This is a genomic window from Mycobacterium sp. 94-17, from assembly GCF_035617725.1.
Lineage (GTDB): Bacteria > Actinomycetota > Actinomycetes > Mycobacteriales > Mycobacteriaceae > Mycobacterium.
In genome coordinates this window covers 218,790-231,974 of the sequence record NZ_JAPIYN010000006.1, presented here as the reverse complement: position 1 = coordinate 231,974, position 13,185 = coordinate 218,790, and the positions used below count along the sequence as shown (strand labels likewise).

Below are 13,185 nucleotides of genomic sequence, written 5' to 3'. Positions count from 1 at the left end.
CAGCGGTGTAATAACGCTGCGAATTAACGGCGGAGTAATTACTGGTCAGAGGTTTGATCGCGCCATTTCCGGGTCAATACTCATTCCGCTGTGCTCCATTTCACATGACGGAAAAAAGGGGGGCCCCGTGCGCACGCTGACACGCCTGGGTACCGGCACCGCCGCGCTCGCGACGCTGATCGCGCCGACCGCGAGTTCGGCCATCGGGACGGCGGGTGCCGAGGGTGGGGGTACCACCGTCGTTTTCGACAACTATCTGCGGCGTTGCGATTTCAGCAAGGTGGCCATCGCACCAAAGGTGCCGGGCCCGATGCTCGGCACCGGTTCGGCCATCGTCAACGTCAGCGGATCCCGGGCGGTCGCCGAGGTGCACCTGACCGACGGGCCCGAACCGGGCATGCATTTCGACGTCGGGCTCATCGAGGAACCCCGCCCGTCCTCGTCGAGCTGCGGTCCGGGCGACCCCGGAACCGCCTTTACCGGCATGGACCTCGACGGCGCGGGGAATGGCACCGCCACGGTGTCCGACGCCCTTCGGCCCGGCACGACCGGCGTGTGGGTGATCATCGAACGGCCGAACGCGAACTCCCAGAACCCGGCGGAGTTCTACACCTCGGAGTTTGTGGTGCCGGTCCGGTCGTAGCCGTAGCGTCTGAGTACATGAGCGACTACGCCGTGGAGGCGGTGGACCGGCTGCCGTTTTCCACCGACGAGAAATCGCAGCGCTACGCGACGGAGAACTACCGCGGGGCCGTGGGGCTCAACTGGTACCTCACCGATCCCACGCTGCGGTTCACCATGGCCTACTACCTCAACCCCGACGAGCTGCGGCTCGCCGAACGCCACCTGACGCGCATCGGTGAACTGATGGGCGGGCCCGTGGCGCGGTGGGCCGAGGAGACCGATCGCGACCCCCCGCAGTTGCACCGCTACGACCGGTGGGGCCACGACATCAGCGAGGTGGTCATGCCGGTGTCGTTCACCCAGTCCAAGCGGGCCGTCCTGGACGCCCAGCGGGCGCTGCGCACCGAGGCGCGCGAGGCCAAGGTGAGCTCGTCGCTGCCGATGTTCGCGTCGAATTACCTGCTCAACCAGGCAGATATCGGCATGGGTTGCGCGCTGGGCACCGGCGGCGGCATGGTCCAGTCGCTGGTGGCCGCGTACGCGCCGCCCGATGTGGCCGAGCACGTGCTGGCCAAGTTCGCCTCCGGCGAGTGGGCGGGCGAGACAGCGCAGCTGCTGACCGAACGCACCGGCGGCTCCGATCTGGGAGCGCTGGAGACCACCGCTACCCGGCGCGGCGATGCGTGGGTTCTCAACGGCTTCAAGTGGTTTGCATCCAACTGCGCGGGCGAGGCGTTCGTGGTGCTGGCGAAACCCGAAGGCGCACCGGACTCTTCGCGGGGCGTCGCGAACTTCCTGGTGCTGCGCAGCCGCCGCGACGGCTCGCGCAACGGCGTGCGGGTCCGGCGGTTGAAGGACAAGCTCGGCACCCGCTCCGTGGCCTCGGGTGAGGTCGAATTCGTGGACGCCGAGGCGTTTCTGCTGTCCGGCGAGCCCAGCGACGGCGCCGGACCGTCGGACGGCAAAGGGCTCGGGCGCATGATGGAGCTGACCAACGCCGCGCGCCTGGGCATCGCGTTGTTCGCCCTCGGCAATGCGCGCCGCGCCCTGGTCGAATCGGTGTGCTACGCCCGGCAGCGGCGGGCGTTCGGCGGGGCGCTCATCGACAAGCCGCTGATGCGGCGCAAGCTCGCCGAGCTGATCGTCGACGTCGAGGCCGCGCAGGCGATGGTGTTCGACGGCACCGGCGCCACCAATCACCGCCAGCCGCGCGGCATCCGGCAACGCATCGCGGTGCCGGTCACCAAGCTCAAGGTGTGCCGGCTCGGCATCACAACGGCCTCGGACGCGATCGAAATCCACGGCGGCAACGGCTACATCGAAACCTGGCCGGTGGCAAGGCTTTTGCGTGACGCACAGGTGAACACCATCTGGGAGGGGCCCGACAACATCCTGTGTCTGGACGTGCGGCGCGGGATCGAACAGACCAGCGCGCACGAGACGCTCTTGGCGCGGCTACACGACGCGGTGTCGGTGGCCGACGACGACGAGACCACCCGGCTGGTCGCCGGCCGGATCGGGGATCTCGACGCGGCGATCACCGCGTGGTCCAAGCTCGACAGGGAGGTGGCCGAGGCGCGGCTGTTCGGCCTGACCCGATTCATGGGCGACGTGTACGGCGCCGCGCTGCTCGTCGAGCAGGCCGCCTGGGAGCGCGCGACCCGCGGCGGGGAGCGCAAGGCGCTGGTCGCGCGGCTCTACGCGCAGCGGTATCTCGCCGATCGTGGGCCGCTGCGCGGCATCGATGCCGAGTCCGACGAGGCGCTGCAGCGATTCGACGACCTCGTCGACGGCGCGTTCACCACGTAGGCACCCCATGTCCGCTCAGCGCCTCTACCGGCCCGGGCCGCCGCTCGCCGCTCACATCGCCTATTTCGGCTACTGGGATTCGCACGGCGCGGCCGGCATCCATACCAGCCGGGCGGTTCCGCGGGGCGCGGTCACGGTGATCATCGATCTCGACGACCGCGGCGACCTCGACTTCTTCGCCTCCGACGGCGTTACGCCACTGCGGGTTTCGCCGGCCTTCGCCGCGGGTGCCGGCGTCGACTCCTACGTCATCCGGATCGATCCCGGCCACAGCGTCATGACCATCCACTTCCGGCCCGCGGGAGCGCTGGCCTTCCTCGGGTGCCCGCTGGGCGATCTGGAGGATGCGCTCGTCGACCTCACGGAGCTGTGGGGCCCGGCCGCAGAGCTGTTGCGCGAACGGCTGATCGCGGCGGGTTCGGCCGAGCTGCGCGTGGCGCTGCTGGAGGCGTTTCTGATCGGCCGGATGCGACGCACCGACCGGGACCCACCACCTCGGCTCGCTCCGCTGCTGCGGTGTGTCGAGCTCGACCCGTCCATGCGTGTCTCGAAAGCCCAAGCGCTGAGCGGTCTTTCACGCAAGTCATTCGCCACCCTGTTCCGCTGCGAGGTCGGGTTGTCGCCGAAGGCCTATCTGCGGGTGCGCCGCCTGCAGGCGGCGCTGCGGGCGCTCGACGCCCCCACCCGGGGTGCGACCATCGCCGCCGAGCTGGGCTATTTCGACCAGTCCCACTTCGTGCGCGAGTTCCGGTCGTTCACGGGTATCACGCCCACCCAGTACGCGCGGCGGCGATCGGCGATGCCCGGTCATGTCGAACTCGGCGCGGCGGCGCGGTGACTTCGGCCGCGGACAAAATATCCAAGCCATCCCGCCGCCGGGCGCCGATGATGGCGTCATGGACAGAAACCGAGTAGCGGTCGCCGACACCGGGCTGTTGGTCGCGGCGATCCGCGCCCGCGAAACCGCCAACCTGAACCGGCTTTTCGCCGACCCGTTCGCCGAGCGGCTGGCGGGCGACCGCGGGCGGGAGCTACTCGCCGCGGCACCGGGGGAACGCTCCGGCCTGCAAATCGTCGTGCGCACCCGATTCTGGGACGACGCCCTGCTGCGCGCGGCACCCGACGTCAGGCAGATCGTCGTCCTCGCGGCCGGTATGGACGCGCGCGCCTACCGGATGCCCTGGCCCGTCGGCACGGTGGTCTACGAGCTGGACCAGCCCGGCGTGCTGTCGGCCAAGGCCGAGGTCCTTATCGGCGAAGAACCGTCATGTCGGCGCGTACCGGTGAGCATCGATCTGGCCGACGACTGGCCGGCCGCCATCCGGGCGGCGGGCCTGGATCCGGCGGCGCCGTCGGCGTGGTTGATCGAAGGCCTGCTGCAGTACCTGGACGAGGTCGCCGTCAACACGTTGTTCGAGCGCGTCGACGCGCTGTCGGCGCCCGGTTCGGTCCTGCTCTACGACGTGGTCGGCAAGACGCTCCTCGAGTCGGAGTTCATGGCTCCGCTGCTGGAATCGATGGCCGACAACGGCGCCCCCTGGCTATTCGGGACCGACGAACCCGAACGGCTGTCACGGCGCCTCGGCTGGTCGGCGGCCGTGACCGATATTGCTGAGGCGGGCAATCGTTACGGCCGCTGGTACGAGCCGGCGGTGCCGATGACCGTTGCGGGCGTCCCGCGCGGCTATTTCGTGGAGGCGACGAAAGAGCTGCCGTCCAACGCTGTCGCCGGCGCGCCAGCGGGCCCTAGATCGGGATGAGGCCGTGCTTGCGTGCCGTGCGGAACCAGAGTTGCTTGTCCCGCAGCAGTTTCATCGACTTGCGCAGCAGCAGCCTGGTCTGGTGCGGGTCGACGACGGCGTCGATGAAGCCACGTTCCGCGGCGGTCCACGGGATCGCCATGTTGAGGTTGTAGCCCTCGATGAAGTCCTTCTTGATCTGCTGCGCCTCGGGCGTGGTGGGGTCGGGGAACCGCTTCATCAGCAGCTGCGCGGCCCCCTCGGCCCCGATCACCGCGATGCGCGCGGTGGGCCACGCGAAGTTGAAGTCGGCGGTCAGCTGCCGGGACCCCATCACGGCGTAGGCGCCGCCGTAGGACTTGCGGACAGTGATCGTCACCTTGGGCACGTCGGCCTCCACGACGGAGTACAGGAACCGCCCGCCGCGCTTGATGATGCCCCGCTTCTCCTCCTCGGCGCCCGGCAGGAACCCGGGGGTGTCCACCACGAAGACCAGGGGGATGTTGAACGAGTCGCAGAACCGGATGAACCGCGCCGCCTTGTCGGAGGCCTCGTTGTCGATCGACCCCGACATGTGCATGGGCTGGTTGGCGATCACTCCGACGGGGTGGCCGTCGACGCGCGCGTACCCGGTGATGATGGCCGGCCCGTGCTGCGCGGCGACGTCGAGGAAGTCGCCGTCGTCGAAGATCCGCAGCAGGATCTCGTGCATGTCGTAGGCCATGTTGTCGGAGTCCGGCACGATTCCGTCGAGCTCCAGGTCGGTCGGGGTGATCTCCGGCTCCAGGCCGGGGTTGACCACCGGCGGCTGACCGAAGGTGCTCGACGGCAGGAACGACAGGAAGTCCCGGACGTACTGGAAGGCCTCGGTCTCGGAGTCCACCACCTGGTGGATGTTGCCGTAGCGGGCCTGCGCGTCGGAGCCACCGAGCTCGTCGAGCGTGACGTCCTCGCCGGTGACCTCGCGGATCACGTCCGGGCCGGTGACGAAGAAGTAACCCTGGTCGCGCACCGAGACCAGCAGGTCGTCCTGGATCGGCGAATACACCGCTCCCCCAGCGCATTTGCCGAAGATGAGGGAGATCTGCGGCACCAGCCCGGACAGCGCCTCGTGGCGGCGGCCCAGCTCGGCGTACCAGGCCAGCGAGGTGACCGCGTCCTGGATGCGGGCGCCGCCCGAGTCCTGGATGCCGATGATCGGGCAGCCGACCATCGCGCACCACTCCATCAGCCGGGCCACCTTGCGGCCGAACATCTCGCCGACCGTGCCCTGGAACACCGTCTGGTCGTGGGAGAACACCCCGACCGGGCGGCCGTCGATCATGGCGTGCCCGGTGACGCACCCGTCGCCGTAGAGGGCGTTCGGGTCGTTCGGCGTCTTGGCCAGTGCCCCGGTCTCCAGGAAGGTGCCCTGGTCGACCAGCCCGTGGATGCGGGCGCGGGCGCTCGGGATGCCCTTCTTGTCGCGCTTGGCGACGGCCTTCTCGCCGCCGGGCTCCTTGGCCAGTTCCAGGCGAGCGTAGAGCTCGGCCAGCTTCTCAGCGGTGGTGTGCTGAATGGGCGCTGCTCCCGAAGCCGGCCCCGAAGCTGGCGCTGTCTCCGTCACTACTTGCCCACCTCACTCGTCTGACTGGTTTGCGCCTCCACCTTATTCAGCACGTCGGAGAGGTGAGCACCGACCTTGCCGATGATCGGTTCGTCGATGGCCTGGATGTGTTCGCCCCCGATCGGCACCACCTCGAGGTCGGCCACGTACTCGCCCCAGCCGCCGTCGGGCTTGCGGATCGCATACCGCGGCTCGAACTCGATGACATCGTCGTGGTAGCGGTCGGCCATGTACAGGGTCACGTGGCCGTCGTAGGGCTCGATCCGGACGGTTTCGAGCGCCCGGTTGTCCAGGTAGGACGTCCGCTGATGCTCGACGATGCCGCCCGGGATCTGCACGCCGCTCTGCTGGACGATGTCCAGCACGAACTTGACCTGGCCCTCGTCGTCAAGCTCCTCGAGCTGCTCGTAGGGGATGGCGGGGATCTCGACGTTGAAGGTGCGCTCAGCGAACTTGGCGTACCGGTCCCAGCGTTTGCGGGTCTCCTCCCGCGTCTGCGGGATCTCCTCGCCCGCGCGCACGGTGTCGATCATCCCGACGAAGCGCACGTCGGCGCCGGCCTGTTTCAGCCCGATCGCGCAGGCGTAGGCCAGCGCCCCGCCCAGCGACCACCCCACCAGGATGAACGGCTTGCCCTCGTTCATCTGCAGCAGCTTCGGCACGTACTGGGCGGCCCGCTCCTGGACGGTGCCCTCCACGCGCTCGAACCCGTACATCGGCGTATCCGCGGGCAGCCGCTGCAGCAGCGGCTCGTAGACCACGGTCGAACCGCCGGCGGGATGGAACACGAACACGGGAACCTGCGACTCGTTCTGCGGGGCCCGCAGGGTACGGACGAAGCCGTCGATCTGGCCGGCCTCCAGGTACTGACGGACGTTCTCGGCCAGCGCCTCGATGGTCTCGGCCGCCAGCACGTCCTCGGCGGTGACAGCGCCGTCGGCGCGCTCGGAGAGCCGCTGCGCCATCTTGGCCGCGGCGTCCCCGTCCAGCTTGGGCAGCGGGTTGAAGATGCCGCCCGGCGACTTGCCCGTGACGATCGCCCAGGTGGCGAAGGTGACCCGCTCGGCGGCGTCCCGTGGCGGCACGTCGGAGTTCAGCGCCTTGGCCACCGCCTCCTGGCTGAGTGCGGTGGCCAGGTCCGGCGTCGCGCCGTTGGCCGCCGCACCCGTCGGGCCGGACGGATCGGTCGGCGGCGGCGGGACGGGCGCCTGCGTCTCGGGTTCGGCCTGCGGGTCCGGCGCCGGCGCGGCGGCTTCGGGGGCCGGGTCGGCCGGCGTGGCGCCGCTGAGCAGCCGGGCCTGCTCCTTGGCGATCTCCTCGGGCGTCATCGTCTTCTGGTGCGCGTGCAGCTGCTCGACCTCGTCGCGGTGCTCGACCGCGTACTCGATCAGCTTCTCGACCGCGTAGAGGTTGGCGTCGCGCACGGCCGTCAATTGGATCGGCGGCATGTCGAAGTCGTATTCGACGCGGTTCTTGATGCGCACCGCCATCAGCGAGTCCAGGCCCAGCTCGATCAGCGGCACCTCCCACGGCAGGTCCTCGGGCTCGTAACCCATGGCCGCCGAGACGATCAGGCCCAGCCGCTCGCCGATGGTCTCGCCGGAGTCGGGGCTCCACCTGCCCACGTTGGACGGCAGGTAGCGGTTGGTCAGGCTGTCGGACAGCGTCTCGGCGTCGGGCTCGTCGGCAGCGCCGGCCTCGGGCCGGGCGGCCGCGGCGGCCGTGGTCGGGGCGGCGATGGCCGCGCCGGCGCCGACCGCGGTGGGCAATGCCGCGACGCTCTGACCGGCCCGGGACACCAGCGCGTCGTAGACCAGCGTGAAGGACTCGTCGATGCGGGCGTGCACCTGCACCGAGGCGCCGCCGGGGTGCCGGGTCATCGTCGTCACCAGCCGGGCGCCCGCGGCGGGCACCGCGCGCTGCTCGGACGCCACTAGCTGGGCGTCCGAAAGCACTTGTGTCGCAGCCGATCTCACCAGTGCGGCCAGGTCCGTCTCGCCGTTACGCGGCGCGTACTCCCAGACGTGACGGCCGTCCGGCAACGCGACGTGGGTGCCCGGCATGATCACCGAGCCGTCGCCGGAGAAGTGCACGTCCAGCCAGTGCTCTTTGCGCTTGAACCGGGTCGGCGGGACGTTCGCGTAATCCTGGGGGCCAGTTGCGCGGCTGAACAAAGTGCGGATGTCCAGGTCGTGGCCGTGCACGTAGAGCTGGGCCATGGCCGAGATCATCGACTCGACGTCGTCCTGCTTGCGGGCCAGCGTCGCAATCAGCTGCGCGTCATGCAGGCCCGCGGCGGCGGTGGTCAGCCCGATCTGCATCAGCGCCACCGGGTTCGGCGCGAGCTCCAGGAAGGTGGTGTAGCCGCTGTCGACGGCGTTGCGCACGCCGTGGGTGAAGTAGACGGAGTGCCGCATTCCCTTGACCCAGTAGGCGACATCGTGGACCGGCTCGCCGCCGGGCTTGATGAAGCTGCCCTCGTGCACCGTCGAGAAGACGCCGGTGGTCGGGCTCATCGGCTCGATCCCCTGCAGCTCCGCGGAGAACTCACCGAGCAGCGGATCCATCTGAGACGTGTGCCCGGCGCCCTTGGTCTGCAGCTTGCGGGCGAAGCGGCCCTCCGCCTCGGCGCGGGCGACGATCGCGTCGATCTCGTCGGGCGGACCGCCGATCACGGTCTGGCTGGGCGCGGCGTAGACGCACACCTCGAGGCCGGGGAAGTCGGCGAACACCGTCTTGAGCTCGTCGGCGGAGTACTCGACGAGCGCCATGAATCGGATGTACTCGCCGAACAGCATCGACTCGCCCTCGCCCATCAGGTGGGAGCGCGAGCAGATCACCCGGGCCGCGTCGGCGAGCGAGAGCCCGCCGGCGAAGTAGGCCGACGCGGGCTCACCCAGCGACTGGCCGATCACCGCGGCGGGTCTGGCGCCGTGGTGCTTGAGCAACTCGCCCAGCGCGATCTGGATCGCGAAGATGACGACGTTGGAAGTCTCGATGCCGTAGTCGACCGAGTCGTCCAGGATCATCTCGAGCACCGAGTAGCCGCGCTCGTCCTGGATCAGCGCGTCGACCCTCTCGATCCATTCGGCGAAGACCTCGTCGCGCAGGTACAGGCTCTTGCCCATCTTGCGGTGCTGCGCACCGAATCCCGCCATCGCCCACACCGGGCCGCTGGTCACCGGGCCGTCGGTGCTGAACACGTTCGGCCGCTGCTTGCCCTCGGCGATCGCACGCAGGCCCTTGACGGCCTCCTCGTGGTCGTGGGCCAGCACCACCGCGCGCGAGCGGCCGTGGTTGCGCCGCGACAGCGCCCGCCCGATCGACTCCAGCGACGACGCCTGCCCCTCCGGGCTTTCCATCCAGTCCGCCAGCTCGGCGGCCGCGGACTTCTTTCGTGACGTCAAGAACGCGGAAACGGCAAGCGGGATAAGGGGTTTGGTGGGCTCCGCCTCTTCTTGTGCGGCAAGCTCTTGCAGCGCAACCTCTTTGAGGCGCAGCGCCTCGTCGGTCACACCGGGAAGCTCGTAGGCTTCCTCCTGCACCTCGGTGGCGTCGGGGATGATGTTGCCGAAGTCGTCGAACCGCAGCGAGTGGCTTTCCAGCGTGGGCGTCTCGGCCGCTTCGGCGGCCGGCGCCGCGGCGACGGGCTGCGGTTCGGGCTCCTTCTCGATCACGTCGCGGGGCAGCACCTCGCGCACCACCAGGTGCGCGTTGGCGCCACCGAAGCCGAAGCTGGACACCCCGGCCAGCGCGTAACCACCGTACCGCGGCCAATCGCTGGCGCTGTCAACGACTTTCAGGCGCATGCCATCGAAGTCGATGTAGGGGCTGGGCCCGGCGAAGTTGATCGACGGAGGCAGCTTGTCGTGCTGCAACGCCAGCACCACCTTGGCCAGGCTCGCCGCACCGGCGGCCGACTCCAGGTGTCCCACATTGGTTTTCACCGCGCCCAGCAGCGCCGGTCGTTCGGCGGGGCGGCCCCGCCCGACGACGCGGCCCAGCGCCTCGGCCTCGATGGGGTCGCCCAGCACCGTGCCCGTGCCGTGCGCCTCGATGTAGTCGACGGTGCGCGGGTCGATGCCGGCATCCTTGTAGGCCCGGCGCAGCACCTCGGCCTGGGCGTCCTGGTTGGGGGCGATCAGGCCGTTGGACCGGCCGTCGTGGTTGACCGCGCTGCCCGCGATGACGGCCAGGATCTGGTCACCGTCGCGGCGGGCGTCGTCGACCCGCTTGAGCACGAACATGCCGCCGCCCTCGGAGCGGGTGTAGCCGTCGGCGTCCGACGAGAACGACTTGATCCGGCCGTCGGGGGCCAGCACCGCGCCGATCTCGTCGAAACCGAGCGTCACCAACGGGGTGAGCAGCGCGTTGACGCCGCCGGCGAGCGCGACGTCACACTCGCCGTTGCGCAGTGCCTGCACCGCCTGGTGCGTCGCCACCAGCGAGCTCGAGCAGGCGGTGTCCAGCGCCACCGACGGGCCGCGGAAATCGTAGAAGTAGGACACCCGGTTGGCGATGATCGAGCTGGCGGTTCCGGTGATCGCGTAGGGGTGCGCGACCGTCGGGTCGGACACCGCCAGGAACTGGTAGTCGTTGTTGGAGAACCCGACGTACACGCCGACGGACTCGCCGCGCAGGCTCGACGCCGGAATCCGGGCGTGCTCGAGCGCCTCCCAGGTGAGCTCCAGCGCCATCCGCTGCTGCGGGTCGATGTTGTCGGCCTCGGTCTTGGCGACGGCGAAGAACTCGGAGTCGAAGCCCTTGACGTCCTTGAGGTAACCGCCGCGGGTGCGGGCGCTGCCGACCCGCGCGGCGATGCGCGGCTCTTCCAGGAATTCCGACCACCGGCCCTCGGGCAGATCGGTGATGGCGTCACGGCCCTCCATCAGTGCCGCCCACGTCTCGTCGGGGGAGTTCATGTCGCCGGGCAGCCGGGTGGACAGGCCCACGATCGCGATGTCGACGCGCTCGGCCGCGCCGGTGCGGGTCCAGTCGGCGCCGTCGAGCTCGTCGTCAGGCACCTCGGGCTCGCCCTCGATGATGCGGGTGGCCAGCGATTCGATCGTCGGATGCTGGAAGGCCACCGCGACCGACAGGGTGACACCGGTCATGTCCTCGATGTCGGCGGCCATCGCCACGGCGTCCCGCGACGCCAGGCCCAGCTCGACCATCGGCACCGATTCGTCGATGTCGTCGGGCGATCTGCCGACGGCGTTGCCCACCCAGTTGCGCAGCCACTCGCGCATCTCGGGGACGGTCATGTCGGCTTTTTTGGCGGGCACCTCCCCGCCTTGGCCCGGGGTGTGGTTTTCGGGGTGCTCAGTCTCAGCCATGGTCCTAAGAGATTCAGTCAGTTTCGCTGGCGAAGGCGGTCGGGGAGCCGACACCGCTTCGCAGGCTGCCGTCCAGGTAGGCGGCGCGGCAGGCACGGTGGCCGATCTTGCCGCTCGAGGTACGCGGAATCGTGCCCGACTGCACCAGCAGCAGGTCGCGTACGGTCACGCCGTGGCGCACGGCGATCGCGGCCCGGATGTCGTCGGCGATGGGCTGGTAGTCCAGCTTGTGCGAGCCGGCGGCGCGCTCGGCGACGATCACCAGCTGCTCGGAGCCGTCGTCGGGGTCGTACTTGATGCCGGCGTGCGGGTTGTCGAACACTTCCTGCGGCAGCTGGTTGGCCGGCACCGAGAAGGCGGCCACGTAGCCGGTGCGCAGCGCCTTGCTGGCCTCCTGCGCCGAGTACTCGAGGTCCTGCGGGTAATGGTTGCGGCCGTCGATGATGACCAGGTCCTTGATGCGGCCGGCGATGTAGAGGTGGCCGTTGTGATAGGTGCCGTAGTCGCCGGTCTTGACCCACATGCCGTCGTCGGGCGCGCCCTCGGCGTGCGACTGGGTGATCCGCGACTTGAGGATGTTGCGGAAGACGTCGTTGGTCTCCTCTTCCTTGCCCCAGTAGCCGATGCCCATGTTGTTTCCGTGCAGCCAGATCTCGCCGATCTGACCATCCGGCAGCTCGCTGGCGGTCTCCGGGTCGACGATGACGGCCCACTCGTCGACGCCGACGATGCCGGCGGAAACCTGCGGAACGGCCTTCGGCGAATCGGCGGGCACCTCGACGAAGCGCTGCTTGTTCAGCTCGTCGCGGTCCACGTGGATGACGGTGGGGGCCTGGTCCATCGGTGTGGTGGAGACGAACAGCGTCGCCTCGGCCAGTCCGTAGGACGGCTTGATCGCGGTCTCGCGCAGACCGTAGGGCGAGAACGCCTCGTAGAACTTGCGCATCGACGCCGGGGACACCGGCTCGCTGCCGTTCAGGATCGCCTTGACGTTGCTCAGGTCCAGCGGCGGCTCACCGTCCTTGGGCACGCCGCGCACGGCGGCGTGCTCGAACGCGAAGTTCGGCGCGACCGTGATGACCTCGCAGTCCGGGGCGTCCTCGGGCTTGCGCGCCATCTCGCGGATCCACCGGCCGGGCCGGCGCACGAAGGCCGCCGGGGTCATGAACGTGAAGTTGTGACCGATCACCGGCGACAACAGCGCCGTGATCAGGCCCATGTCGTGGAAGAACGGCAGCCAGCACAGGCCGCGGTCGGCCTCCTTGCCTTCCAGGCCGTTGAGCACCTGCAGCACGTTGGTGGGCAGGTTCAGGTGGGTGATCTGCACGCCGGTCGGGGTGCGGGTGGAACCGGAGGTGTACTGCAGGTAGGCGACGGTGTTCTCGGTGGCCTCGGGCGGCTCCCAGGTGGATGCGACCTCGTTGGGTACGGCGTCGACGGCGATGACGCGGGGGCGCTCCTTGGCCGAACGGGCGCGGATGAACTTGCGGACGCCCTCCGCGGCCTCGGTGGTGGTCAGGATCGTCGACGGGGTGCAGTCATCGAGCACGGCGTGCAGGCGGCCGACGTGGCCCGGCTCGCTCGGATCGAACAGCGGCACCGCGATCCGGCCGGCGTACAGCGCGCCGAAGAGTGCGACGAGGTAATTCAGGTTCTGCGGGCAGAGTACGGCGATGCGGTCGTCGGGCTGTGTGACCTGCTGCAGGCGGGCGCCCACGGCGCGGTTGCGGGCGCTGAACTCCGACCAGGAGATGTCGCAGGCGACGCCGTCGCGCTCGGTGGAGAAGTCCAGGAACCGGTAGGCGAGCTTGTCGCCGCGAACCTTCGCCCACTTCTCAACGTGCTTGACCAAGTTGGTGTTGTCCGGAAACTTGATCTTTCCATTCACGATGAACGGGTTGTGGTACACCATGCCGCTCTCCTGTCGCACCTGTTTTCGGCCGGCTCCGCCGACACGTGGTTCTGTGGTCGGCTCCGCCGACGGTTACATGTTTACGCGCACACCGGACCTCGCACACCACCCGCCGGCATCGAGCCCGGCCGGGCGCGCGACAGAGGTCCGATTGCTCTT

General features: G+C 69.3%; 7 protein-coding genes. 4 read left to right on the top strand and 3 right to left on the bottom strand.

Annotated features, from left to right (window positions below):
- The first annotated feature begins 127 nt into the window (after positions 1-127).
- Genes OQ789_RS10110 through OQ789_RS10095 form a run of 4 tightly spaced genes read left to right on the top strand, consistent with a single transcriptional unit; the run spans position 128 to position 4,193 of the window.
- Positions 128-643 (top strand): hypothetical protein, encoded by a 516-nt coding sequence (locus OQ789_RS10110; RefSeq protein WP_324685397.1) that lies wholly within the window; start codon positions 128-130, stop codon positions 641-643.
- A 17-nt stretch (positions 644-660) separates the two neighbouring features.
- The gene (locus tag OQ789_RS10105; RefSeq protein ID WP_324685395.1) at positions 661-2,433 is read left to right on the top strand and encodes an acyl-CoA dehydrogenase family protein; all 1,773 of its coding nucleotides are present in this window, start codon (positions 661-663) and stop codon (positions 2,431-2,433) included.
- A 7-nt stretch (positions 2,434-2,440) separates the two neighbouring features.
- Positions 2,441-3,271 carry a helix-turn-helix domain-containing protein gene (locus OQ789_RS10100; RefSeq protein WP_324685394.1) on the top strand — a complete coding sequence of 277 codons (831 nt, stop codon included), beginning with the start codon at positions 2,441-2,443 and terminating at the stop codon, positions 3,269-3,271.
- 58 nt (positions 3,272-3,329) lie between these two features.
- Positions 3,330-4,193: an SAM-dependent methyltransferase gene (locus OQ789_RS10095; RefSeq protein WP_324685392.1), complete on the top strand. Its 864-nt coding sequence runs from the start codon at positions 3,330-3,332 to the stop codon at positions 4,191-4,193.
- Here the strand turns inward: OQ789_RS10095 and OQ789_RS10090 are convergent.
- From OQ789_RS10090 to fadD32, 3 genes are read right to left on the bottom strand one after another with little or no spacing between them, the layout of a single operon-like run.
- Positions 4,180-5,778 carry an acyl-CoA carboxylase subunit beta gene (locus OQ789_RS10090; RefSeq protein WP_324685390.1) on the bottom strand — a complete coding sequence of 533 codons (1,599 nt, stop codon included), beginning with the start codon at positions 5,776-5,778 and terminating at the stop codon, positions 4,180-4,182. The genes OQ789_RS10095 and OQ789_RS10090 overlap by 14 nt on opposite strands.
- Positions 5,778-11,114, bottom strand: coding sequence for a polyketide synthase Pks13 (gene pks13 / locus OQ789_RS10085; RefSeq protein WP_324685389.1), 5,337 nt, complete (start codon positions 11,112-11,114; stop codon positions 5,778-5,780). Before pks13 ends, OQ789_RS10090 begins: the two co-directional genes overlap by 1 nt.
- A 13-nt stretch (positions 11,115-11,127) precedes the next feature.
- A complete protein-coding gene (gene fadD32 / locus OQ789_RS10080) occupies positions 11,128-13,026 on the bottom strand; it encodes a long-chain-fatty-acid--AMP ligase FadD32 (protein ID WP_324685387.1) in 1,899 nt (632 codons plus the stop codon).
- Positions 13,027-13,185: the final 159 nt, after the last annotated feature.